The sequence below is a fragment of the Streptomyces sp. NBC_00178 genome, assembly GCF_036206005.1.
Taxonomy (GTDB): domain Bacteria; phylum Actinomycetota; class Actinomycetes; order Streptomycetales; family Streptomycetaceae; genus Streptomyces.
The window spans coordinates 265592-288115 of the sequence record NZ_CP108143.1 but is presented as its reverse complement, the minus strand read 5'-3'; the positions used below and the strand labels follow the sequence as shown (position 1 = coordinate 288115).

The following is a 22524-nucleotide window of genomic DNA, read 5'->3' as shown; positions in this document are numbered from 1 at the left end:
CTGGGACCGGCGCAGCCCGCACGCGCGCCGGTCTCACGGTGCGGGCGGATCACCCTCACGCAGTCGCAGGACGTACGCCGCGGTCAGGGAGACGGCGCGGTCGTCGTCGTGCGTCAGTCGTTCGAGGGCGGCCGAGGCGGTGTCTCCTGGTACGTCCGCGAGTGCCTGCGCCAGACGTCTGCGGGCGGCGGCCTCCGGAGCGCCGTGGTCGAGGCGCTCGACGAGGAGCGTGGCGATCCGGTCCGCCTGACCGGGACGACGCGCCAGTGTGCCGAGGACGTCGGCCGCGTCGACGTCGTTCGTCTCGCCGACGACCATGTCGACGAGGGCCGGGACGGCGTCGGCGTCCCCGCGTTCTCCGAGTGCCAGGGCCGCGTACCCGCGGACCACGACGTCCGTGTGCGCGAGGGCGCCCCGCAGCAGTGCCGTCGACTCGTCGCCCGGGATCTCCGCGAGCGACCGGACGGCACGCTTGCGGACCTGGGCCGCCGTCGAGCCGAGCCCCTCCGCCAAAAGCGCCGGGGCGCCTTTGCCCGACCGGGCCAGGGCCCACCGGAGGGCGCCGGCCACATGCGGGTCCTCCTCGCGCAGGGCGGCCTCGGCCAGCGCCTCGACCGGCACCTCTCCCACGGCGGACAGGGCCGCACGCTGACGCGTCCCCGCGCTCTTCGACCCCAGCGACTGGAGCAGCGAGACGGTCTGGAGGACGTCCTCCCAGTCACCGGGTCGCGCAGCCCCGATCCGGCGGAGCCGCGTCAGCAGAGCCGTCTCGTCGGCGATGCGTTCCCGGGTACGGCGGATCAGGTCGTCGACCAGCTCCGAGGGCTCGAAACCGGGGTCGTCCAGTGCGCGTCCGACGTCACGCAGCGACAGGCCCAGGGACCGCAGGCTCTCGATGTGGAAGATCCGCCGGATGTCGTCGCCGGAGTACTCGCGGTAGCCCGACCCGGTACGGCCGGTCGGCCGCACCAGGCCGAGCGCGTCGTAGTGCCTGAGCATGCGTGCGCTGACCCCGGACCGCCGCGCGACCTCACCGATCAGCACTACCCGCCACCCTCCTGTCCTGCCGGCCCGAGGACCATGATGCGCTTCGCGTCCTCGATCGCGAACGCGAATCCCGCGTCGGGGTCGCGCAACAGCCGTTCGGTGGCCATCGCGTGCTCGCGTACGCCGGGCTCGGCGTCCGTGTCCGCCGTCGCCGCGCTCAACGCCGGCACGACCACGTCGCCGAGGGCGATGAGCGCCCGGCTGAGACTCCGCCGCGTCTCGAGCCCGCCACGACCGAGCTGCGTCGACAGGACCGCCGCCAACTCGCCCTCCTCGCCTTCGGGCACGAGTACGACCGCCGCCCGCCAGGCGCTCCGTGCCACTTCGTCGTCGGCATCGGTCAGGAGTGCCCGGGTGAGGGCCGGCCACGCCCGGCCATCACCGATCTTGGACAGCGTGTGCAGCGCCTGGCTCCGTGCCTGGGGCCGCTCCGAGCGCAGCTCCGCGACCAGTCGCGGGACGGTCGTCGAGGAGGCGTGACGGGTGAGCGCCCATGTGAGCATGTCGCGCACCAGGAATTCGGGCTCGATCGCGCAGCGCTCGATGAGCGGGCCGACGGACCGTGGGTCGGGGACCGTGCCGAGTGCCAGCGCCGCACGCAGCCGCGCCGACGAACTGCCGCTCTCGAGCTCCCGCAGAACTCCGCTCGTATCCGGACCGTGCTCCGGCAAGGTCATGGGGACCACCTCCTCGCTCCAGCGAAGACCTTGTCACCGTGTGAAGGTCAAGCGGGCGCGGGTGGCACCGTGGTCCGGGGGCGTGGACGGCGGGGACGGCCGATGGGGCGCGACTGGCCGTCAAGTCGTGATCACCGGCTGTGTGTTGCGGGTAAAGAAGTGCGCGGAGTGTCGACATTATTCACTCGAACATTGAACTGATTACAAGATGGTCACTAAAGTCAGGCCTCTGACCTTCGCATGATCGTCACCCATCCGGGGTGGTGGCGGCGGAGGAACCGCCGATTCCGTGTGATGTGTACGGAGCCGGGGATCCTGTCCCCCACAGCCCGGTAGGCGGCTCGAGGAAGAAGGAGCTCGCCTTCGTGGCGTCCCACCGTCGTCCCAAGCAGCCGAGTCGCACCCGCGTGACCGTGCTCACCGCGACCGCCGCAGCGGCCGTGGCGCTGACCTCCCAGGCCGCGCACGCCGACCCCAAGCCGACCACGAAAGAGGTCAAGGCGAAGGTCGACAAGCTGTACCACGAGGCCGAGGAGGCCACGGAGAAGTACAACGGCGCCAAGGAGCAGCAGGACAAGCTGAAGAAGCAGGCCGAGGCACTCCAGGACACGGTCGCCCGCGGCCAGGACGAGCTCAACATCCTGCGCGGCCAGCTCGGTTCGCTGGCGACGGCGCAGTACCGCTCCGGTGGTCTCGACCCGTCGGTCCAGCTGCTGCTCTCCTCGGACCCGGACAGCTTCCTCGACCAGGCCTCCGCGCTCGACCAGCTGACCGCCAAGCAGGCCGAGTCCCTGCAGAAGATCCAGGCGAAGCAGCGCACCCTCGCGCAGCAGCGCAAGGAGGCGCAGGCCAAGCTCGCCGACCTCGACGACGTCCGGGAGGCCCTGGGCAAGAACAAGCAGAAGTTCCAGGGCAAGCTCGCCGAGGCGCAGAAGCTGCTCAACACCCTCACCGCCGCCGAGCGGGCCAGGATAACCGCCGACGAGCAGCGTGCCAGCCGCGATGCCGGCGACCGGGTGAACCTCGGCAACGAGGTCCCCGCGTCCGCTCTCGGCGCTGCCGCGCTCGCGGCCGCCGACTCGCGGGTGGGCAAGCCGTACGTGCGCGCCGCCACCGGCCCCGACTCCTTCGACTGCTCGGGCCTGACCATGTGGGCCTACGCCCAGGCGGGTGCCAACATCACCCGCACCACGTTCACCCAGATCAACGAGGGCACTCGCATCGCGCGCAGCCAGCTCAAGCCCGGTGACCTGGTCTTCTTCAGCAACACCCAGCACGTGGGCCTCTACGCCGGCAACAACACCGTGCTGCACGCCCCCTACCCGGGTGCCTACGTCCGCTACGAGTCGATGAACACCGTCGGCAGTTACCAGGCCGCGGTCCGCATCTGACCGGTCGGGTACCCGGGCTCTGTGCCGCTGCCGCGCACCTGCCGCGCCTTCGGCCGGCCGAGGCCCGTCCCCGGTCGGGTGCCCTCCCGGCGGCAGGCGGCAGAAGGTAGGGCGGCCGGCCGTCTCGCCCCCGTAGGCCCGTTCTCGGGTGCTGCGCCACGTCTTTCCCGGGCGGGCCGATCGCGGTCGTGCGGCGAGTGGCCCGCGCCGGGACGTGGGGACGCCGAAGCCGGCCGCCGGGTGGTCGAAGAACCGGGAGCCCGCCGGGTGGTCGAACAACCAGGAGCGCCGACGCGGACGGCGCGACGTCGGGGGCCCGGGCCGATGGACTTCGTGGGCGGCTTCCGGCGGCCCGCGAGGTCAGCCGCGCTCAGGGCCCCCGATGCGTGTGACGCTGTCCGGAGCCTGCTCGCCGTCGGCGGGCTCCCAGCGCAGCAGGTCGCCCGGCTGACAGTCGAGCGCCGCGCAGAGCGCGGCGAGGGTCGCGAACCGTACTGCCTTGGCGCGGCCGTTCTTGAGCACCGCGAGGTTGGCCGGGGTGATGCCGACGCGGTCCGCCAGTTCACCCACCGACATCTTGCGCCGGACGAGCATCACGTCGATGTCCACGGTGATCGGCATCAGATCACCTCGTCCAACTCGGCCTGCATCCGCGCTGCCTCCACATCTCGCGCGACCGCCTGGGACAGCAACGTGCGAAGCACCAGGACGATGAGTGCCACCCCGAGGACGGCCACACCTGCGCCACCGATCATGAGCACGATACCCGGCGCGACGGCCTCCCCGGGGGCGAGGACGAATCCGAGCGAGAAGACGAGGACGGCGGCGGCCACGACGGCGGTCATCACGATGTCGACATGGCGAAAGGCTTCGAAGGAGAACACCGTCCCGAGGCGCGCCATCGTCACCAGTCGCCACACGCAGACCAGTACCACCTCGACCGAGAGCAGGCCGAGGAGGACGATCAGCGAGACGGGGATGCGCAGGTGGCCGAGTTCTCCACCGGCCTCGTCCATGTCGGCGCTGAGCAAGGGCACCATCACCGTCTGAATGAGCAGTGAGCCCGCCAGCAGCATCGCGATCACGACACGGAGCGCGAGCACCGTAATCCGTCCCATCACTTCTCCCTCGATCGAATAACGATGGGAATGTATCGAGATTCGATAGGTCGGGCAAGTGGGGTGAGGCCGAGAGAGCTCCGTGCCCCCTGCCCCGCGGCGGACAAGCGCGTGGCGGGGTGATGTGGAACGGCCGGGCCGGCCGCGCTGTCGACGAGGGGGACACGCGCGACGGAGAGGAGCGGTGCACGGCCTCACCGCTACGGACGGGCCACCCGGGGTTCGTCCGGCACAGCGTCACCCGGTGCCGGAAGCCGCCGGAGCCGGCGCCCGGGCGGCGCTCATGAGAGGCGGTTGCCGGCCCGAGGGCGGCTTCCGGTGCGGTGGGGGCTCCGCGCAGCTGCGCCGCCACAGCGGGCGACGCAACACCTTCACCGGGTACAGGGGAAGCCCGCTCCGGCCACTGCGGGGGTCCAGGCTCAGCGGTCCAGTATGCCCGCGTGAGGGTGACCGAGCGGGCCTTCACGGGTGAGTCCGGGCACGCCGGCCGTTGCGGCGGGATTCTCGGTGAAGTAGTCGGCGTCCTTGGGGCGTTTGTGGCCGGATGCCGTCCGGGGCGCGGGTTCGAGGTGCGGTATGTGTTTGGAGCAGTGCACGTACGCCTCGTGCACGTTCACCAGTGTCCACAGCAGGGGCCTGCGGCCGGGGGCGGTGTCGGTGGGGAGGCGGGGGTGCGCGCCGCGCAGGTCGTAGTCACTGACGAGCCCGGCGGAACCGTTGACGTGCAATCCGATGTGGTCGTGGGTGAAGTCCATGAAGAGCAGTCCGATGTGCGGGTTCTCGGTGATGTTGCCCGCGCTGGCGAGTACGCCGTTGCCCCGGTACTCCGGGTAGGCCAGGGTCCGGTCGTCCAGGGTGACGACGAAACCCGGGGGGCCCGCACGGAACGTCGCGTCGCACTGTCCACGGGCGTCGGCGGTGGAGAGGAAGACCATGGACTGGCGGTGGACGAAATCGCGCATGGCCGCGGTGAGGTATGGGTGGACCTGCCGGTCGTAGAAGGCGTCGGCTCGCTCTCGGCTCCCCAGGTGCGCCTGTAGCCGGCGTTCTCCGTCGGAGGGGGTGGCGTCGTGGTGCGTCACTGGGGGGCGTTCTCCAGACTGGTTCGCGGCGGGGTGAGGGGAGCAGTGAGGACGGGGGTCTCGATCGGGTCGTGGTGGATGTGGGCCCGCGGTGTGCCCTGGCGCAGGAGTGTGTCGACGGCGGTCGTGACCATGTCGGGCGGCCCGCACAGAAAGGCTTCGTGGCGGTCCCAGGGGCCGAATTCACGCAGGACCTGGGGGAGCGTTCCCTGCTGGCCGGGGATCTCCTGGTGGGAGACGGAAGCGCGGACCGTCAGCCAGTGGTGCCGCTGGGCCATGCGCAGCATGTCGTCCAGGCCGTAGAGCTCCTCGGCGGTGCGGGCGCCCACGAACAGGTCGACGTACCGGCGCATGTCGTGGGCGGCGGCCTCCTCCAGAAGGGCGCGAACCGGGGCGAGGCCGGTACCGCCGGCCACACACACCAGATCGCGGTCGCCTGCCGACGCGAGTGTCATGTCGCCCTGTGGCGGCCCCAGCCGCACGATATGGCCCGGGGCGGCGTGATACACCAGGGCGCTGCTGACCGGCCCGTCGGGGACGGCGCGTACGTGGAAGGTCAGGGTGCCGTCCGGACGCGGTGGGTGGCAGGGGGAGTAGTGCCGCCAGGCGCGCGGATGCCAGGGGGTCTCCAGGCTCACGTACTGCCCGGCCACGAAGGGGTAGGGAAGGTCGGGGCGCACGGTGACCTCCGCGATCCCGTGTCCGCGGTAGGCGTGGTGGATGATCTGGGCTTCCCAGGTCGCCGGGCGGAGCCGGACGTCATCGGCCGCCGCTGCCATCATCACGTGGGCGGCGACGGTGTAGGAGCGGGTCCAGGCCGTGGCGAGCTCGTCGTTCCAGGCAGGTCCCGCGTACCGGGCCACGGCGGCGAGCAGACACTCGCCCACAGCGGGGTAATGAGCGTCCATCGTCCCGAACTTGCGGTGGTCACGCCCCAGCCGCGAGCAGAATTCGACCAGCTTGTCCACGTCGTCGACCAGGTCGATGATGCGCAGCAGGCCGCGCAGCAGCCGGTCGCGCTGCACGTCCATGTTCTCGGGGAACAGCCCCCGGACCTCCGGGTACCGTGCGAACAGGATGGCGTAGAAGTACACGGTCATCTCCGCGGCCTGCGGTTCGACCGCGGCGACGCTGGAGCGCACCAGGAGGATCTCTCGGTCCGTGGGTGCCGTGGGCATCATCTCCTGCCACCGTCCGACGGAAGGTGGGTGAGGGGGGAGGGCCGCACGTGAAGCGTGTGGGGGGGATGACAGTCCTGGCCGGACGCGGGGAGGACCAGGCTGAACGGCTGTGCAAGCAAGAGGTGCTTCGCATTCGTGAGGTGCTTCCGATCCCGGCGTGCCAGGAGTGGTGAAACATGATGTGCAACGGACGCATCTTTGTGCCCGCCTCTGACCCTGCCAACCGACCACCCGGGATCCTGCGCAACACCTTCACAAGTGTGTCGTGCGGAAGTATCGGGACGAGTGTGAACCAACGACACCGCTGAAACGGACGGGGGAAGAAGCAGGGAGCCCGCTCCGTCGGCCTGCTTGCCAAAGCAAAGCGCGGGGTGGAAAAGACGCGGGCCCGCTGCCGCGGATCCCCGCCCGCCGCCGGCGTGCAGAACACGGCGGCCCGGAGCGCAGCGGCTGCGGACACCTCGCAGCCGGAAGCGAGTGGAGCGCCAGGAGACACGGTGCAACCCGCCGAAGCCGCCCGTCCTTTCCCGGCTGACGACACGTCCGGCACGGGCCCTGCGTCCATGGGGCCGGCGCGTCCGTGTCCTGGTGTCACAGGCGTTCCACGCCCGGTGCCGTCTGCCGGATACGAGAGGTCTTCGCGCGGTAAGTCCCCTCCGGGAAGGGTGCATTCATTCGTCCCCGGCGAAACGGAGAAGCAACGCCGGATGTATTGACACGTAACTTGACGGGACACGTAATTGATCACCGGTGGGTCACACCCCATCTGTGATCGGACCCGTTCGGGGGTCCCCGGTACGAATCGGTGAACTGTGTCAACATCCTCCGCGAGAAGAACCCATCCGGTCTTCCGCATACTCGGCCGCGGCGCTGCCACCCTCTGCGCCGCTGCCCTGGTCCTGATGGGCGCTCAGCCGAGCGCGCAGGCAGCGGCACCCGCCGCCGCCCTCCCGGCACCGGCCGAGGCCGCGCCCTCCCCGGCAGCCCTGGAACCACTGTGCGGTTCTCCGGGTAGGAGCGAAGCGGCGTGCCTCGCTCTGCGCGCCGCCGGCCAGACGCCGATGCTGAGGCTCGCTGCCGCCGCGACTCCTCCCGGGCTGGGCCCGAAGGACATCCAGAGCGCGTACAGCCTGCCCGCCGACGGGGGAGCGGGGCAGACGATCGCCATCGTCGACGCGTACGACAACCCCAACGCCGAGGCCGACCTGGCCGTCTACCGCGCGCAGTACGGCCTGCCGCCCTGCACGACCGCGAACGGCTGCTTCAAGAAGGTCGACCAGCGCGGAGGCACCGACTACCCGCAGACGGACAACTCGTGGGCAGGCGAGATCGCGCTGGACCTCGACATGGTCTCCGCGGCCGCCCCGGGCGCGCACATCCTCCTGATCGAGACCGACAACGCCGGTCTGGAGAACCTCGCCGCGGGCGTCGACAGGGCGGTCGCCCTCGGTGCCCGGTTCGTGTCGAACTCCTACGGCAGGTCAGGTGACCTCGCCTCCGACCTGGCCACCTACGGCGCGCACTACGACCACCCCGGTGTCGCCGTGGTCGTGGCCAGCGGCGACTACCGGTACGGGCTCCAGTTCCCCTCGACGCTGCCCTTCGTGACGGCGGTCGGCGGCACGAACCTCACCCCGGCCCCGGACACCCCCCGCGGCTGGACGGAGTCGGTCTGGACCCGCGGAAACTACGGCCCCGGTTCCGGCTGCGCGCAGTTCCAGGCCAGGCCCGACTACCAGAAGGACACCGGCTGCACCGGCCGAAGCGTCGCCGACGTCTCCGCGGTCGCGGACAACGTCGCCGTCTACCACACGTACGGCAGCGAGGGCATCGGCTGGCAGCGGTACGGCGGCACGAGCGTCTCCGCCCCGCTGATCGCCTCGGTCTACGCGCTTGCGGGAAGCCCCCGGCCCGGCACCCGGCCCGCCGCCTACCCGTACGCGGCCGGCGGCGGACTCAACGACATCACCTCCGGCACCAACGGCCCCTGCGACACCGACTACCTCTGCACGGCCGGCCCCGGCTACGACGGTCCGACCGGGCTCGGCACTCCCGCGGGCCTCGCCGCCTTCCGCAGCGGCCCGCACGGCACGCTCACCGGCACCGTCAAGGACGCCGCTACCGGCAAGCCGGTAGCCCGGGCCACCGTCGGATCGGGCCTGGACGTGGCCACCACCGACGACCAGGGCGTGTACAAGCTCGACCTTCCGGCGGGAGCGGTCGACGGCCTGACGGCACGTGCCTTCGGCTACACCACCTCGGCGCCGGCCCGCATCTCGCTCTCGGACGGGCAGTCGGTCACTCGGAACTTCCGGCTGGACGTCATCAAGCGCAAGAAGATCCGCGGCACGGTCGAGGACGGCTCCGGCCACGGCTGGCCGCTCTACGCGCGGGTCGCGGTGAACGGCTCGCCCGAGGCCCCCGTCTGGACCGATGCCGCCACCGGACGCTACGAGCTCTCCCTGCCCATGGGCGCCACCTACACCCTGGACGTCACCCCCGACCTGCCCGGCTACGAGCCCGCCGAGCGCGAGGTGACGGTGGGGAAGCGGGCGGTCACCGCGGACTTCGGCCTGACGGCGGACCCGGACACCGCCAAGGCCGCGGGCTACACGCTCCGTCGTGACGGTGCGACCGAGACCTTCGACTCCACGACCTCGGCCCCGCACGGATGGTCCGTCGCCAACGCCCCCGGCACGCACAACGGCTGGCAGTTCGACGACCCCACCCGGCGCGGCAACGGGACCGGCGGCAGCGGGTCCTTCGCCGTCGTGGAGAGTGACAACGGGTCGATCGGTCCCCACCAGAACAGCGAGCTGATCAGCCCGGTCTACGATCTTTCGGGCGCCCAGTCGGCAGAGCTGGAGTTCAAGACGGCCTACCTGTACAGCCCGTCCAACCAGCGCATGAGTGTGGACGTCACCACGGACGGCGGCACGACCTGGGAGACGGCCTGGGCCTCCTCCCCCTCGGGCGGCGGCCCGGCCGAGCGACGTACCGTGCACGTGGGCCTGCGTGCCTGGGCGGGTGAGGCGGCGGTGCGACTGCGCTTCCACTTCGTCGCCGACTGGGGGTACTTCTGGTCCGTAGACGACGTGTACGTCGGCACCCGGAACCTCACTCCGGTGCCGGGCGGCCTGGCCGTCGGCACGGTCCGCGACCGTGTCACGGGCGCCGGACTGACGGGCGCCACCGTCGCCGACCCGCGGTACCCGGCAGCCGTCGCCCTCACCGTCGCGACGCCGGACGACCCGGAGACCGGCGACGGCCTCTACACGCTGTTCGTCGCGGCCCCGGACAGGGCCACCGGCAAGGTCACCCTGCGGGCGAGCGCCCCGGGCCACGCCACCGCTGAGAACAAGGCCAAGGTGCGCCGGGACGACGTGGTCCGTCAGAACTTCCGCCTCCCGCCGGGCTGACCGGCCCGGCTTCCCACGGACGGGTCCAGGCGACGTCGGCGCCTGGAGATCCACGATGCACCGGGCGGGCCCGGAGTCGGTTCGGCCGACTCCCGGCCCGCCCTCCGTACGGGCTGCTCCTGCGGGCAGCGGCCCGCGACACGTCGCCCACAAGGGGCGACAGCCGTCCCGCGGCCCCCCGCAGCACGCTTCACGTGCGGTCGGTCCGCGCCTCCTCGGCGGCCCGGCCGCCCGGACCTCCTGCCTTGGACCCGCGGAACACGCGGATCGCGATGAAGACGAGGAGTGCGACGGCGGCTGCTGCGAGGACCACCTTGGAGTAGGTGGACACGTAGCCGGAGACCACTTCCCATCGCTCGCCGAGGAAGAAGCCGGCCAGCACGAACACGGTGTTCCACAGTGCGCTGCCGAGGGTGGTCAGCGTGAGGAAGACCGGCAGGCGCATGCGTTCCAGTCCCGCGGGCACGGAGATCAGGCTGCGGAACACCGGGATCATCCGGCCGAAGAAGACCGCCTTCGTGCCGTGGCGCTCGAACCACGCCTCCGTCCTCTCGAGATCCGCGACCTTCACCAGCGGGATCCTGGCCGCCACGGCGACCACCCGGTCCCGGCCCAGCGCGGCGCCGATGCCGTAGAGCGCGAGCGCGCCCACGACCGATCCGACGGTGGTCCACACCAGAGCGGCGTAGAGGTTCATCCCGCCGGTGCTCGCGGTGAACCCGGCCAGCGGGAGGATCACCTCGCTGGGGAGCGGCGGGAAGATGTTCTCCAATGCGATGGCCAGTCCGGCCCCGGGTGCCCCGAGGGTGGCCATCAGGTCCGTCACCCACTGCGTCGCGCCGCTGTCGATCATGCGCACCACGCTAGTGACCCCAACCTGAAGCCACCCTGAAGAAGGGGAGCGGGCCGCGAAGCCGACGGGCAGGAGGTGCCCGCCCGTCGGTCCGGGAGGATCAGTACATGTGTCCCGTGTGGGCGAGTGCCTGCTTCAGCAGGACGCCCTGGCCGCCGGGCATCTCTCCCTGGACGGCGGGTGACGCCGCCTCCTGCGGGCTGAGCCACACCAGGTCCAGAGCGTCCTGCCGGGGGCGGCAGTCGCCGGTGACCGGGACGACGTACGCCAGGGACACCGCGTGCTGGCGGGGATCGTGGAACGGTGTGATGCCCGCCGTGGGGAAGTACTCCGCGACCGTGAAGGGCTGCAGAGAGGCCGGGACATGGGGGAGGGCCACCGGACCCAGGTCCTTCTCCAGGTGACGCAGGAGTGCGTCGCGGACGCGCTCGTGGTGCATCACGCGGCCGGAGACGAGATTACGGCTGATCGTGCCGTCGGAGCCGATCCGGAGGAGCACCCCGATGCTCGTCACTTCTCCGCTCTCGTCCACTCGCACGGGCACGGCCTCGACGTACAGGACGGGCATGCGAGCGCGGGCCATGTGCAGTTCGTCCGTGCTGAGCCAGCCGGGCGTGGTCTCGGTCAAGTCAGACATCGCCCGATCATACGTACCGGGGCGCGTCCGGGGGCCCGTCCTGCTCAGGAACACCCGGCCGGGGCCTCGCCCGCCGCCCTCGACGCCGTCTCGGCACGGGGGAGCAGGAACGGGGTCGCCAGCAGGAGAACCCCGGCCAGGCCGACGGCGGTGCGGGAGCCGAACAGGCCGCCCAGCACGCCCCAGAGAGCCGTCAGGAGTGCGGCCGCGGCCTTGGACGTCGCCGCCCAGGCGGTCAGGGTGCGGGCGACCCGGTCCGTCGCGGTGCGATCGAGCCGGTACGTGGTGCAGACGGGGTTGAAGACCCCGCAGCAGAAGATGAGTGCGAACTCGACGCCGACCACCAGCAGGAGGCCCTCGGTTCCGGGTCCCAGGAAGACCAGACCGACGGGCCAGACCGCCCGGGACGCGCCGGCGACGACGAGGACGCGGTGCTGCCCGAAGCGCGTGACGAGGGGGCGGGCCAGCCGTGAACCGAGCAGCCCGCCGATCGACGGCGCGGCGAACGCGGGGCCGTACTGCCACGGTGCGAAGCCGAGCGGACCGAGCATCAGGACGGCGAGCAGCGGCTGGGTGGCCATCACCAAACCGTTGAACAGGGCGGTGTTGAGGAACAGCGCACGCAGCGCCACGTCGGCGCGGATGTGGCGCCAGCCGTCGAAGACGTCCCCCGGCCGCATCCGCGTGGTTCCGCTGCGCGCGGGCTGCGGCTCGTCACCGCCGCCCATCGCGCGAATGCCGAGGGCGGAGAGCAGGTGACTGGCCGCGTCGGCCACCACCGTCGCCACCGGGCCGAGGAGGCCCACGGCGACGCCGCCCAGCGGCGGCCCGATCATCGTGGTCGTCCAGGCGGTCGACTCCAGACGGGCATTGGCGACGAGGAGGTGCTCGGCCGGCAGCAGCGTCTTCAGGTACGCGCCGGACGCGGCCCGGAAGGTGATGTCCGCCGCCGCGACGGTGACGGAGACCAGCAGGAGTTGTACGAAGGTGAGCACGCCGAGCGCGAACGCGGCAGGGACCGTCAGCAGTACTGCGAAGCGCACCAGATCCATCGTGATGAGCACGGGCCGCTTGGGGCGGAACTCCACCCAGGGCCCGAGCGGCACCGCCGCGGCGGCGCCCACCAGGGAGCTCACGGAGGCGAGTGCGGCGACCTCGGCCGGACCCGCGTCCAGGACCTGGACGGCGATCAGCGGGAACGCGCCGAAGGCCAGCCAGGTGCCGAGCGCGCTGGTCCCGTAAGCGCCCCAGAGCCAGCCGAACCGCCGCCCCAGCCGGTACCCGCTCTTCATGCCCACGCCCCTCGCCACCCACCCGTACAACCGAATCGCCGTCGGAGAGCATCAAAGCGAGCGCCGCACCTGCGGATCAAACAACCGCGGGGCCGTCGGCCACAACCATTGGTTGTCCGCCTACGCTGGGGGCATGGACCTCGAGACCGTCCGGACCTTCGTCGCCGTCGCCGACGCGGGCCGGTTCCAGGAAGCCGCCGCCGAGCTGGCGGTCACCCAGCAGGCCGTCTCGAAACGCATCGCCGCGCTGGAGCGGACACTCGGTGTACGGCTCTTCACCCGCACGGCACGGGGCGCCGAGCTCACCATCGACGGCCAGGCGTTCCTGACCCACGCGCGGGAGCTGACGCGCGTCGCCGAGCGTGCGGTCGGGTCCGTACGCAGCGGCCGACGCCCGCTGCGCGTCGACGTGATCGCCTCGCGCGGTGCGGCGACCGGTCTGATGCGCGGCTTCCACCGCGCGCACCCCGAGACCGAGCTCGACGTGGTCATGCTGTTCGACATCGAGACGGCCGTGGCCGCGATCCGGTCCGGCGCGATCGACGCGTCCTTCCGTGCCGTGTCCGTGCCGGGCCGGCCCCTCCCTGAGGACGTCGAGTCCGTCCGGGTGCTGGACGAACCGCTCCAGCTCCTCACCGGCCCCGCCCACGCGCTGGCCGGCGCCCGGTCGGTCACCGTCGCCCAGCTCGCGGGGCACCGTATCTGGATGCCCGGCATCGTCCCGGGCACCGAGTGGGCCGCCTACTACGACGATCTCGTCGCCGAGTTCGGCCTCACCATCGAGGCGACGGGCCCCAACTTCGGTTCCGACGCGCTCCTGGACACCATCGCCGACACCCCGGCCCTGGCCACCTTCATGGGCGGACAGACCCGCCTCGTCTGGCCGTCGGGCCACGGCCTGCGCCGTATCCCGGTGACCTCCCCGACACCGGTCTACCCGCATTCGCTCCTCTGGCACCGGGACAGCCCGCACCCGGCGCTCAGCTCGCTCCGCGCCCACCTCGCCGACTCCGCCACTGCCGGCCACGGTGCGGCGGACACCTGGACGCCGGGCTGGGCCCTTCCCCGCTGAGCCCCATCCTCGTACGCCGTACACGGCGGGCCGGTCCGCTCCCGGCGGCGCCCGCGGCCGTGGCCACCCGGACGCCGACCGCACCGGGCGGGGAGAGCGGAGGGACGTGGGCACGCCCGCGCGCGGCGTGCCCCGTGCGATGAGCCAGGACGCCCTACCAGGCGCTCGCTCCGCCGTCGACGGGGTAGTTGGCGCCGGTGATGAAGGACGCCCGGTCGGAGGCGAGGAACGCGGCGAGTTCGACGATCTCCTCGGGCCGCGCGAAGCGCTTGAGGAGGACCTTGCTGGTGATGGCGTCCCTCATGGTCTGGTCGTCGCCGAGGTCCCGGTCGCTCGCCGGAGTCAGAACGGGCCCCGGGCTGATGGCCACGGCCCGGATCCCGTGGGGTGCGCCCTCCAGTGCGAGCTGCCGCGTCATTCCGATGACGCCCGCGTTGGCCGCGGTGTGGGCGACCATCGGGGGAGTGGAGCCCGCGATCAGCCCGGCCTCCGACGCTACGTTGATGATCACTCCGCCACCGCGCCGGACGAGGTGGGACCAGGTGTACTTGGACACGAAGAAGGGGATGTCGAGTTCGCCGGCCTCCGTCGCCCGCCAGTCCTCGACGGAGAAGTCCGGCATCGGGCCGAAGCGCTGCATGGCCGCGTTGTTGTAGACGACGTCGAGGCCGCCGTACGCGTCGACCGCGTCCTCGGCCATGAGGCGCACCTGCTCCGGGTCGGTGAGGTCGACCGGCGCGAGGCTCGTCATCTCCCCGCCGGCGCGACGCACGAGGTCTGCCGTCTCGGCGTTGGCCTCCGCCTCGATGTCGGTACCGATGATCCTGGCGCCCTCTCTGGCGAAGATCAGTGCCGCGACGCGCCCCATGCCGCCGCTGGTGCCGGTGATGAGCACGTTCTTTCCGTCAAGTGTTCCCATGGTCCTGCTCCGGTTTCGTGAATCGTCCTGGGGCTTCGAGGCCCCCTGTGCCTGTGTGAGCCGGGGATGCGCGGAATGGCTCCGCCTCGGCCCGTTGCTGCGTCGGGGGCCCGGTCGGCCTCGGCGCAGTCCTGCTCCGTACTGGTGTGACGGTTCGGGGCGGCGGCGTGGTGTCCGCTTCGCCCGGGAACCCGTCATGGGTGCCGTCGGATCGGTGCTCGACGGGGACCGGCCGTGGATCACGTGGTCGATGAGGGTGCCGCTGTACCCGGCCGTGCGGCCGGACGCGGTCATCCCGAGCACCGTCCCCGTGAGTAACACCTCGGCACCTCTGGCTGTGCCGGTCGTATCGCCCCTGTGGAGCGGGTGAGCTCCGGGTTCCCGGACGCGCGTCGTCATGGCTTCACTGTCCCTCGCGCCGTACATGGGCACCTCCGATGTGCGGGCCGGCATCTCGCGAACCGGCATTTACTTGACTAAGCAAGCATGTCCCTCTGCTTGACAGCCGTCAAGCGATTCCCCTCCTGTGTACCGGGGCCTCGCTCGCAGGGCTGGGAGGCATGGAAGACTTGCCGGTCGCGGAAGGGTCGCGGGACTCCGGCGAGTGCCCCGCAGGCCCGGCGCGCGGGGCCGGAAAGGGCTTGGTCCGGCAGCAGCGCGAGGAGGCGTCATGGGCTGGAAGGGCGGGCGAGGGACGCATGTGAATGACCGATGTCACAGCGGGCGCTCGATGCGTGAGGTGGTGACGGAGTGACGGACGGAACCCCGGTGGCCTCGCAGCCGCGGAGGCCACGGAAGCGTGGCACTTACGCCCCGGCCCGGCTGGACGAGAGCGAGATCCTGCGACGCGGCCTCGACACCATCGCCGAGCTCGGCTACGCGGCGACCACGGTGCGGGAGCCGGTTCACCGCGCCCGGACGGATGTGACCTCGTAGGTGACGGCGCGGCTCATGGACGGCCCGTTGCAGGTCAACTGCCGTGGCGGTGTCCGGAAGGTGCGTACATCGACACAGAGGCCGGAAAGGTGCGGCAGGCGGCCGTCGACGCGGATCCGCCAGTGGTCGTCAGCGACGCGGGAGGTCGCGGCGACGGTGTAGTCGTGCCGTCCGGCGGGACCGAAGCGCCGGAGCACGGCCGCCACGGCCGCCTGCTGGGGTGGGAAGAGGTTCGTGTACCCGCGCAGATGCTCCGCGCGGACGAGGCCGGCCAGATACTCCCGGACGGCGGTGACCGCGGAGTGGGCGTCGAGATCGCCGAAGTAGACGCCGTCGGGCGCGATGACGACGTTCGCGGCGAACCTGTCACCGCCGACGTGCGTGCACTCCCACACCAGATCGGGCCAGCGCTCGCTGAGGGCGCGACTCACGGGGCGTCCGCGCACCGCGCAGCAGGTGTCGTGCCTGCCGTGGGTGCAGACGAGGACCACGGGAGGGCGGCCCAGTACGCCGGGGCCGCCGAGGGCGGTGGCGATCCCGGCCAGGTCCTCGTCACGGCGCCACGTCCCCCACCGCTGGCGGTACGCGCCGAGGCCGTCGAAGTGCAGGACCGCCCACCGGGGCGGTTGTTCCTGTTCCCGGCCGAGCCGTCCATGGCGTCTGACCAGCAGCACCCGGGCCCTGACCGCCTGGGCGGCGGAGAACACGAGCGCTTTCGTGGCCGGCTCGATGTCGAGACCGTCGAAGCCGTTGGCCGGCCAGCCGCCGCGGTACTCGACGAGGACCCAGACCGTCCCGTGCGGCGCCGTGCCCATGATCGAGTCACCTCGCACGCGGGCCGCGTCCGAGCAGAAGAAGCGCTCGGGGGCCGGCACCGCCTTCACCGCCCGGCGGGTACGACCACACCCGCGTGCAGCAGTCTCCCGACGAGGTCGACGCCGAGATCACCCGCGAGGTGGGCGGCGCCGTCCAGCAGCCGCTCGACGGAGGGCAGGTCCGCCGGCGGGAAGTCGAGCCATCCCACGCGGGTGAACAGCCGTACGCCGTCCAGCCGCGCTTCCAGCGCCTCGCGGAGCCGGACGCGTGAAGCGGGGCCGAGACGGTCCACCGCCCGCAGCTGAGCCAGCGGACCCAGCGGCGCCGGACGTGCCTGCCGCCGCCGGGCCAGCTGGAAACCGGGCGCGGCGTCCGCGTCGGCGACCGCGGCCAGGAGCCTCTTCCTGACGATCCCGATCTCGTCGTCCGGCCCGTCCACGCCCAGCGGCAGGGACGCGCGCATGTCGGGATCGTCCCGCAGTGCGTCGAGCGCGGCCCGAACGAGCTGTTCGGCCAGCGCGTGACGTGTCCAGGTGTGGACTCCGAGCGTCAGGTGGATCGAGATCTCGCCCTGCGCCCGGGCGGCGTGCAGCCAGCCTCGCGGCAGATAGAGAACGTCGCCCGGCTCCAGCACCGCGTCGGTGTGTGCCTCGCCGTCCGCGGCCTCGGCCACCGCGGACCGGAACGCCGTCCAGGGCTGGTCGCGGAGGGGATCGATATGCACGGGCCGGTGGACGACCCAGCGCTTGGTGCCCGCGATCTGCACCACGAAGACGTCGTGGACGTCGAAGTGGTCGTCGAAGCCACGGCTCTGCGGCGGAGTGACGTAAGCGTTGACCTGCACCGGATGCCCCAGTTCCGAGCCGAGCCCGGCGCCGAAGTCCGCGACCGGCGCCCAGGTGCGCTGCAACGCCTGCAGCACCAGAGTGGCGCCGTCGGCGAACGCACGCCACAGCGCGGTGTCGTCCACCTGATCGCCGATCCCGGCCCCGACACCCGCCGAAGACGTGTACGAGGACTCGGGAAGGGTCGCGCCGTCCTTGGCGACACGGATGAACGGCGTGCGCAGCCCACGGCGTGACACCAGCTCATCCACCGCGTCGGCGGAGAACAGGTCGGAGAAGTCGCCGGCGCCGCGGGCCAGGAACGCCGCACGGCCCCACACGTCCCGGGCGAACTCGCGCGGACCGAGGCCGGTCAGACGCGAGACCGACGCGGCGGTGTCCGCCGGGTCGGCCGCGCCCCCGGCACCTCTCCGGGGCGCACTCAAGACCGGCTGCCGGACTCCTCGGCGCCTCCGTCGGCTCCGCCGTCGTGGACGCCGGGTGTGCCGGCTGCTCCGCCGTCCGCGGGGCCTTCGGCGCCTCCGTCGGCTCCGCCGTCGTGGACGCCGGGTGTGCCGGCTGCTCCGCCGTCCGCGGGGCCTTCGGCGCCTCCGTCGGCTCCGCCGTCGTGGACGCCGGGTGTGCCGGCTGCTCCGCCGTCCGCGGGGCCTTCGGCGCCTCCGTCGGCTCCGCCGTCGTGGACGCCGGGTGTGCCCGCCGCTCCGCCGTCCGCCGGGCCCTCTTGCTGGTTCGGATCCTGTTCGGGGTTGGTCATGCTTCCTCCAGTGAATGGAAAGGTTGCAGCCGAATTCCCTTGGTGACAGAAAGCGTGTGGGAGTGCGACATCGTCAGGACGTCGCCTTGGTCAGCGTACTGCCGCCCGGCGGATGCATCGATTCGGGAAGTCCTGCCGCGGACATGTGCGTCGCGCAGTTCGGCCCCTGTGCGGGCAAGAGCTCCTTTGGGCCATTGGAGTGACCGGCCGCGTCATCGTCCCGGCGCCGACAGGATGCGCCGTCGCGCGTGGCCGGACGGCCGGACGTGCCGTCTCCTCGGCGGCCTTCTCAGCCGACGCACTCGGCCTTGCCGGCCGTCGCCTGACGGAGGTCGGTCGGCGGCCCCGCGGGGTCTACCAGTGGTTCACCCGCACCCTGGTGGTCGCCACCCAGGGTGAGCGTCATCGCGGCGCCCGGCCCGTCACCGGCGGGGCCGGGGCGGAGCGCGCTTGCCGGCAGGTCCATGGCGGACGCCAGGGCACCCGGTCAGACATCCGAACGGGGCGCGTGGTTGCGCCGTGCAGAGAGTAAATCCGTTGGGCGTCCTGGGACTTGAGTGAATCGACCTCCCAGGGGCAACGCCGCGCGCGCGGGACGGGCCGGTTGCGCGAGACGCGGGAAGGGGGCGGCGTGTCCGTCCGGCGTCCCTCGGGCGCGGGTTCCCCGTCTGTCGCGGTCGTCGTGCGACGCACCCCCGATGTACGCCTTTGACACCCCGACCACCGTAATTTACTTTACCTAACAAGCAATCTGGGCCGCTGCGCACGCACCCGGCACGGGCCCGCCGATCCGATGCTCTTGTCCCGGGAGAACGCCCTATGTCACGCGCCCTCGAACAGCCCTCCTCGGACTACCTGCTGAGTCACTCACCCACGGAGACCGACCGGCTCGTCCTGCAGGCCCGCCTCTACGATCCGATCACGGAGCAGGTGCTGCGTCAGGCGGGGATCCGCCCCGGGATGCGTGTCCTCGACGTCGGATGCGGCGCCGGGGACGTGTCGTTCCTGGCGGCCGGGATCGTCGGTCCCACGGGCGCGGTGACGGGGGTCGACGCGGCTGCGGACGTGCTGGAGGTCGCACGTTCACGCGCCGCGGCGCGCAGGCGGAGCCGGCCGGGGGCGCTCGGGAGCCTCCGCTTCGAGCGGATGACCCTGCCGGACATCACCCTCGAAGAACCGGTGGACGCGGTGATCGGTCGCCTGGTGCTGGGTCATCTCCCCGACCCCGTCGCCGCGCTGCGCCTCCTGTCCGGACTCGTGCGTCCGGGCGGGCTCATCCTCTTCCAGGACTTCGACAACTTCCCCCTGCGCGTCGAACCGCCGACCCCGTTGGCGGGCGCCGTGCTCGAGGCCATCGCCGAAGCCCTCACGGTGGGCGGAACCAGTCTGGGCGCGGGGGCGCGCCTCTACTCGGTCTTCCACCGGGCCGGCCTACCTCCGGTGGGGCTTTCCGCGACGACACCGATGGGCGGAGTGGAGGACGCCACCGTGCTCCCGCTCGTCGTGCAGACCTACCGGGCGCTGTCCCGGATGGCCCTCCCCGGCAACTCCGGGGCAGAGGAGCGCGAACGAACGATCGGTGACGTCGACACGCTGCTCCACCGTGTGCGCGAGGAGCTCACCGAGGAGCCCGCGACGGTGATCATGCCGACCGCCGTCACCGCCTGGTGCAGGACGCCCGACCCGGCCGGGGGCGCGCCGACACGGTGATCGGCTGTCACCTGGGGCGGACCGGCGTGGGCCACGTGAGAGCCCGGCGAAGAAGATGTGAACCCTGAGGGCCGCTTCCCACGTGTTCTGATCGGAGGCGTCCCGCACTCGCCATCGGCGAAGGGCGAGGCGCCCGGGGGCTGTTGCCGCCCAGTCCGGCGCTGGGCGGCGACGGCTCACCCCTCCGCTTCCGGCAGTGAGGACGATGTTCGTCCCCGGGCTGCGGGTGCGGCGGCCACGGCGGCTCCGCCCCCTTCCCCCGTTGCGGGGCGGGCCGCCCCACCCGGCTTCCCGGGGGTTCGCCCGGACCGCTTCGCGAGTGGCGGTGCGGACCGTCGGCATCTCCGACCGCGAGTGGGCCTCATCGATGCTCCCCGGCCGGTCCGGCCCGTGGGGGGACGGGCCGGCCGGGGCGCGGAGTCCGGTACCTGTCCTGGGGCAGGTACCGGACTCCGCCTCCAGCCCTCCTCGGCAAGGACGAGAGCGTCGTACCCGTACGCCGTCCACGTCCATCGGACCGGTCGGTCCCGGAGCGGCCGACGACCACCGCCGACGCCGCGTGAGGCGTCAGGACGTCCTGATCGCCGGGTCCGAGACGCCAGGTGCCCCGGTCTCCACATGACCGGCGAAGCGGCGCAGGTAGGTGCCGTCGGCGTCGGAGACGACTTTCACGTCGTACCACCGGGCCGTCGCACGCAGGTCGACCGTGTGGGACACGGTCGCGCCGGGGTTGACCTTGAACGTCTGAGCCGCGCCGCCGTAGGCGTTGGTCACGGTCAGGTTGACCGCGGCGGGGCCCGAGTTCGTCATGCTGAGCGCCAGGTTGCCCCCGCCCGGGACGTGGCGAGCGGTGACCTCGGGACCTGACTTCTTTGCCGGGCCCTTCCAGGTGCGGAGGAAACCGTTGGGGCCCCAGACCGTGAGGTCTATCCGGTTGCCGGTGGCGCTGCTGGTGCTCCAGGTGTCCGAGAGGGTCTTTCCCGCCTCGACGGTGTAGGGCCAGGGGCCGTCCGTACGGTTGCCCGAGGTGCTGTGGAAGTGCGCGCCGAGGCTCGGGCCACCGCAGAAGGTCAGGGTGAACTTGCCGGTGGACACGGTGGCCTTGCCGTCCACGTACGGGTGGTAGCCGAGGGCGCGGGTCGGCTTCGAGCCCGCCTCCTGCTTCGGCAGGGTGCCCGTCCCGGGCGGGGTCGGGTGGTAGGAGGGGTGACGGTTCCTGTCCGGCGGGAGGTATCCCGCCGTGGAGGGCAGCGCCGCGGGTGCCGTGTCCGGGCGGGCGAAGTCGAAGGCCGAGGTCAGATCCCCGCAGACCGCCCTGCGCCACGGCGAGATGTTGGGCTCCTGCACCCCGAAGCGCTTCTCCATGAAGCGGATCACCGAGGTGTGGTCGAAGGTCTCGGAGCAGACGTAACCGCCCTTGCTGTAGGGCGAGACCACGATCATGGGTACGCGCGGGCCGAGCCCGTAGGGTCCGGCCCCGTACCCCCCGCCGCCCGGGTAGAGGTCCTTCGACACGTCCACCGTGGACAGGCCCCACGCGGAGGACGACGGTGGGTAGGGCGGGACGACGTGATCGAAGAGGCCGTCGTTCTCGTCGTAGGTGATGAACAGGGCGGTCCTCGCCCACACCGCCGGGTTGGCCGTCAGGGCGTCCAGGACCTGTGAGATGTACCAAGCGCCGAAATTCGTGGGCCAGTTGGCGTGTTCGCTGAACGCTTCGGGGGCGGCGATCCAGGAGACCTTCGGGAGCGTGCCGTTGACGACGTCCGCCCGCAGCCGGTCGAAGTAGGTGCCGCCCGCCTTGACGTCGGTGCCCGTGCGGGCCTTCTCGTACAGGGCGCTGCCGGGCTTGGCGTTTCGGTAGTTGTCGAAGTACAGCAGGGAGTTGTCACCGTAGTTGCCTCGGAAGGCGTCGTTGATCCAGCCCCAGGACCCGGCTGCGTCCAGGCCGTCGCCGATGTCCTGGTAGACCTTCCAGGAGACCCCCGCCGCCTCGAGCCGCTCGGGGTAGGTCTTCCAGCTGTAGCCCGCCTCCTGATTGCCCAGGACGGGGCCGCCGCCCGTGCCGTCGTTGCCGGTGTGACCGGACCAGAGGTAGTACCGGTTGGGGTCGGTCGCTCCGATCATGGAGCAGTGGTAGGCGTCGCACACGGTGAAGGCGTCGGCGAGTGCGTAGTGGAACGGTATGTCGTTCCGCGTCATGTACGACATGGTGGTCGCCGTCTTGGCCGGAATCCACTTGTCGTACTTGCCGTTGTTGTACGCCTGGTGGCCACCGGCCCAGTCGTGGTTCAGGCCTTCGAGGAACTGCATCCCGAGGTCGGCCACCTTCGGGTTGAAGGGGAGGACCTCCTTCGTCCCGTCGGACTGGTGGAAGACCGACGCGCCGTTGTCCTGGAGCACGGGCCGGGGGTCCCCGAAGCCTCGTACGCCCTTCATCGCACCGAAGTAGTGGTCGAAGGAACGGTTCTCCTGCATCAGGACGACCACGTGCTCGATGTCCTGGATCGTGCCGGTGCCTCCCTGCGCCGGAATGGCGGCCGCCTTCGCGATGCTCTCGTTCAGCATCGCGAAGGCAGCCGTGCCTCCCGCGATCTGCAGGAACCTGCGGCGGTCGAGCTCTGTCATGGGTGACGACCTCTGGTGTGATGGGGGGTGTCAGGGGCGCCCCAAGGACAGCGGTCCCGGGGTACCGGGCGGGGGCGGGTCCGTGACACCCGGCCGTACACCTGGAGAACGTAGCCCTCCAGCGGCACCTGCCTGCACACGAACGGC

20 protein-coding genes are annotated in these 22524 nt (G+C 71.6%); 5 read left to right on the top strand and 15 right to left on the bottom strand.

Features of this window, described 5'->3' with window-relative positions; all coding sequences use genetic code 11:
• Positions 1–33: 33 nt before the first annotated feature.
• On the bottom strand, positions 34–1044 hold the full coding sequence (locus tag OHT61_RS01130) for a HEAT repeat domain-containing protein (RefSeq protein ID WP_329034168.1): 1011 nt from the start codon (positions 1042–1044) through the stop codon (positions 34–36).
• Positions 1044–1724, bottom strand: coding sequence for a HEAT repeat domain-containing protein (locus tag OHT61_RS01125; RefSeq protein ID WP_329034165.1), 681 nt, complete (start codon positions 1722–1724; stop codon positions 1044–1046). The genes OHT61_RS01130 and OHT61_RS01125 overlap by 1 nt, the downstream gene beginning before the upstream one ends.
• A 365-nt stretch (positions 1725–2089) precedes the next feature.
• Between OHT61_RS01125 and OHT61_RS01120 the strand changes: the two genes are divergently transcribed.
• The gene (locus OHT61_RS01120) at positions 2090–3115 is read left to right on the top strand and encodes a C40 family peptidase (RefSeq protein ID WP_329034163.1); all 1026 of its coding nucleotides are present in this window, start codon (positions 2090–2092) and stop codon (positions 3113–3115) included.
• Positions 3116–3475: 360 nt separating this feature from the next.
• Here the strand turns inward: OHT61_RS01120 and OHT61_RS01115 are convergent, their stop codons facing one another.
• The 4 genes from OHT61_RS01115 to OHT61_RS01100 form a co-directional block, all read right to left on the bottom strand.
• The gene (locus OHT61_RS01115) at positions 3476–3736 is read right to left on the bottom strand and encodes a helix-turn-helix domain-containing protein (RefSeq protein WP_329034161.1); all 261 of its coding nucleotides are present in this window, start codon (positions 3734–3736) and stop codon (positions 3476–3478) included.
• A complete protein-coding gene (locus tag OHT61_RS01110; RefSeq protein WP_329034159.1) occupies positions 3736–4233 on the bottom strand; it encodes a DUF2975 domain-containing protein in 498 nt (165 codons plus the stop codon). Before OHT61_RS01110 ends, OHT61_RS01115 begins: the two co-directional genes overlap by 1 nt.
• A gap of 419 nt (positions 4234–4652) precedes the next feature.
• The gene (locus tag OHT61_RS01105; protein WP_329034156.1) at positions 4653–5315 is read right to left on the bottom strand and encodes a pyridoxamine 5'-phosphate oxidase family protein; all 663 of its coding nucleotides are present in this window, start codon (positions 5313–5315) and stop codon (positions 4653–4655) included.
• Positions 5312–6496: a globin domain-containing protein gene (locus OHT61_RS01100; RefSeq protein WP_329034154.1), complete on the bottom strand. Its 1185-nt coding sequence runs from the start codon at positions 6494–6496 to the stop codon at positions 5312–5314. The genes OHT61_RS01105 and OHT61_RS01100 overlap by 4 nt, the downstream gene beginning before the upstream one ends.
• 902 nt (positions 6497–7398) lie before the next feature.
• Between OHT61_RS01100 and OHT61_RS01095 the strand changes: the two genes are divergently transcribed.
• The gene (locus tag OHT61_RS01095) at positions 7399–9915 is read left to right on the top strand and encodes a carboxypeptidase regulatory-like domain-containing protein (protein ID WP_329034153.1); all 2517 of its coding nucleotides are present in this window, start codon (positions 7399–7401) and stop codon (positions 9913–9915) included.
• Positions 9916–10105: 190 nt separating this feature from the next.
• Here the strand turns inward: OHT61_RS01095 and OHT61_RS01090 are convergent, their stop codons facing one another.
• From OHT61_RS01090 to OHT61_RS01080, 3 genes are all read right to left on the bottom strand, one after another.
• On the bottom strand, positions 10106–10768 hold the full coding sequence (locus OHT61_RS01090) for a DedA family protein (protein WP_329034152.1): 663 nt from the start codon (positions 10766–10768) through the stop codon (positions 10106–10108).
• A gap of 100 nt (positions 10769–10868) precedes the next feature.
• Positions 10869–11405: an NUDIX hydrolase family protein gene (locus tag OHT61_RS01085; protein ID WP_329034150.1), complete on the bottom strand. Its 537-nt coding sequence runs from the start codon at positions 11403–11405 to the stop codon at positions 10869–10871.
• A gap of 44 nt (positions 11406–11449) precedes the next feature.
• Positions 11450–12697 carry an MFS transporter gene (locus OHT61_RS01080; RefSeq protein ID WP_329034148.1) on the bottom strand — a complete coding sequence of 416 codons (1248 nt, stop codon included), beginning with the start codon at positions 12695–12697 and terminating at the stop codon, positions 11450–11452.
• A gap of 133 nt (positions 12698–12830) precedes the next feature.
• On the opposite strand from OHT61_RS01080, the gene OHT61_RS01075 reads away from it, so the two are divergent.
• The gene (locus OHT61_RS01075) at positions 12831–13769 is read left to right on the top strand and encodes a LysR family transcriptional regulator (RefSeq protein ID WP_329034147.1); all 939 of its coding nucleotides are present in this window, start codon (positions 12831–12833) and stop codon (positions 13767–13769) included.
• 154 nt (positions 13770–13923) lie between these two features.
• On the opposite strand, the gene OHT61_RS01070 is transcribed toward OHT61_RS01075, so the two are convergent.
• On the bottom strand, positions 13924–14688 hold the full coding sequence (locus OHT61_RS01070) for an SDR family NAD(P)-dependent oxidoreductase (RefSeq protein ID WP_329034145.1): 765 nt from the start codon (positions 14686–14688) through the stop codon (positions 13924–13926).
• A gap of 750 nt (positions 14689–15438) precedes the next feature.
• Here OHT61_RS01070 and OHT61_RS01065 point away from each other — a divergent pair.
• Entirely contained in the window at positions 15439–15624 is a 186-nt protein-coding gene (locus tag OHT61_RS01065) for a hypothetical protein (protein WP_329034143.1), read from the top strand.
• On the opposite strand, the gene OHT61_RS01060 is transcribed toward OHT61_RS01065, so the two are convergent.
• The 4 genes from OHT61_RS01060 to OHT61_RS01045 form a co-directional block, all read right to left on the bottom strand.
• Complete coding sequence (locus OHT61_RS01060) at positions 15594–16499, bottom strand: sucrase ferredoxin (protein ID WP_443049598.1); 906 nt, start codon at positions 16497–16499, stop codon at positions 15594–15596. The genes OHT61_RS01065 and OHT61_RS01060 overlap by 31 nt on opposite strands.
• A 5-nt stretch (positions 16500–16504) precedes the next feature.
• Positions 16505–17641, bottom strand: a complete 1137-nt coding sequence (locus OHT61_RS01055; protein WP_443049597.1) for a cupin domain-containing protein — start codon at positions 17639–17641, stop codon at positions 16505–16507.
• Positions 17642–17706: 65 nt separating this feature from the next.
• Entirely contained in the window at positions 17707–18039 is a 333-nt protein-coding gene (locus tag OHT61_RS01050; RefSeq protein WP_329034139.1) for a BatC protein, read from the bottom strand.
• Positions 18040–18328: 289 nt separating this feature from the next.
• Positions 18329–18505, bottom strand: a complete 177-nt coding sequence (locus OHT61_RS01045; RefSeq protein WP_329034138.1) for a hypothetical protein — start codon at positions 18503–18505, stop codon at positions 18329–18331.
• 353 nt (positions 18506–18858) lie between these two features.
• Between OHT61_RS01045 and OHT61_RS01040 the strand changes: the two genes are divergently transcribed.
• A complete protein-coding gene (locus OHT61_RS01040) occupies positions 18859–19749 on the top strand; it encodes a class I SAM-dependent methyltransferase (RefSeq protein ID WP_329034136.1) in 891 nt (296 codons plus the stop codon).
• Positions 19750–20316: 567 nt separating this feature from the next.
• Here OHT61_RS01040 and OHT61_RS01035 read toward each other — a convergent pair.
• Positions 20317–22377 carry a phosphocholine-specific phospholipase C gene (locus OHT61_RS01035; protein ID WP_329034134.1) on the bottom strand — a complete coding sequence of 687 codons (2061 nt, stop codon included), beginning with the start codon at positions 22375–22377 and terminating at the stop codon, positions 20317–20319.
• Positions 22378–22524 lie beyond the last annotated feature (147 nt).

Bases quoted from the DNA above. Each gene is read 5' to 3' on its own strand.
- OHT61_RS01070 (WP_329034145.1), bottom strand. From the start codon at position 14,688: ATGGGAACACTTGACGGAAAGAACGTGCTCATCACCGGCACCAGCGGC.
- OHT61_RS01100 (WP_329034154.1), bottom strand. From the start codon at position 6,496: ATGATGCCCACGGCACCCACGGACCGAGAGATCCTCCTGGTGCGCTCC.
- OHT61_RS01080 (WP_329034148.1), bottom strand. From the start codon at position 12,697: ATGAAGAGCGGGTACCGGCTGGGGCGGCGGTTCGGCTGGCTCTGGGGC.
- OHT61_RS01050 (WP_329034139.1), bottom strand. From the start codon at position 18,039: ATGACCAACCCCGAACAGGATCCGAACCAGCAAGAGGGCCCGGCGGAC.
- OHT61_RS01110 (WP_329034159.1), bottom strand. From the start codon at position 4,233: ATGGGACGGATTACGGTGCTCGCGCTCCGTGTCGTGATCGCGATGCTG.
- OHT61_RS01040 (WP_329034136.1), top strand. From the start codon at position 18,859: ATGTCACGCGCCCTCGAACAGCCCTCCTCGGACTACCTGCTGAGTCAC.
- OHT61_RS01035 (WP_329034134.1), bottom strand. From the start codon at position 22,377: ATGACAGAGCTCGACCGCCGCAGGTTCCTGCAGATCGCGGGAGGCACG.
- OHT61_RS01045 (WP_329034138.1), bottom strand. From the start codon at position 18,505: ATGGACCTGCCGGCAAGCGCGCTCCGCCCCGGCCCCGCCGGTGACGGG.
- OHT61_RS01095 (WP_329034153.1), top strand. From the start codon at position 7,399: ATGGGCGCTCAGCCGAGCGCGCAGGCAGCGGCACCCGCCGCCGCCCTC.
- OHT61_RS01125 (WP_329034165.1), bottom strand. From the start codon at position 1,724: ATGACCTTGCCGGAGCACGGTCCGGATACGAGCGGAGTTCTGCGGGAG.
- OHT61_RS01115 (WP_329034161.1), bottom strand. From the start codon at position 3,736: ATGCCGATCACCGTGGACATCGACGTGATGCTCGTCCGGCGCAAGATG.
- OHT61_RS01090 (WP_329034152.1), bottom strand. From the start codon at position 10,768: ATGATCGACAGCGGCGCGACGCAGTGGGTGACGGACCTGATGGCCACC.
- OHT61_RS01085 (WP_329034150.1), bottom strand. From the start codon at position 11,405: ATGTCTGACTTGACCGAGACCACGCCCGGCTGGCTCAGCACGGACGAA.
- OHT61_RS01075 (WP_329034147.1), top strand. From the start codon at position 12,831: ATGGACCTCGAGACCGTCCGGACCTTCGTCGCCGTCGCCGACGCGGGC.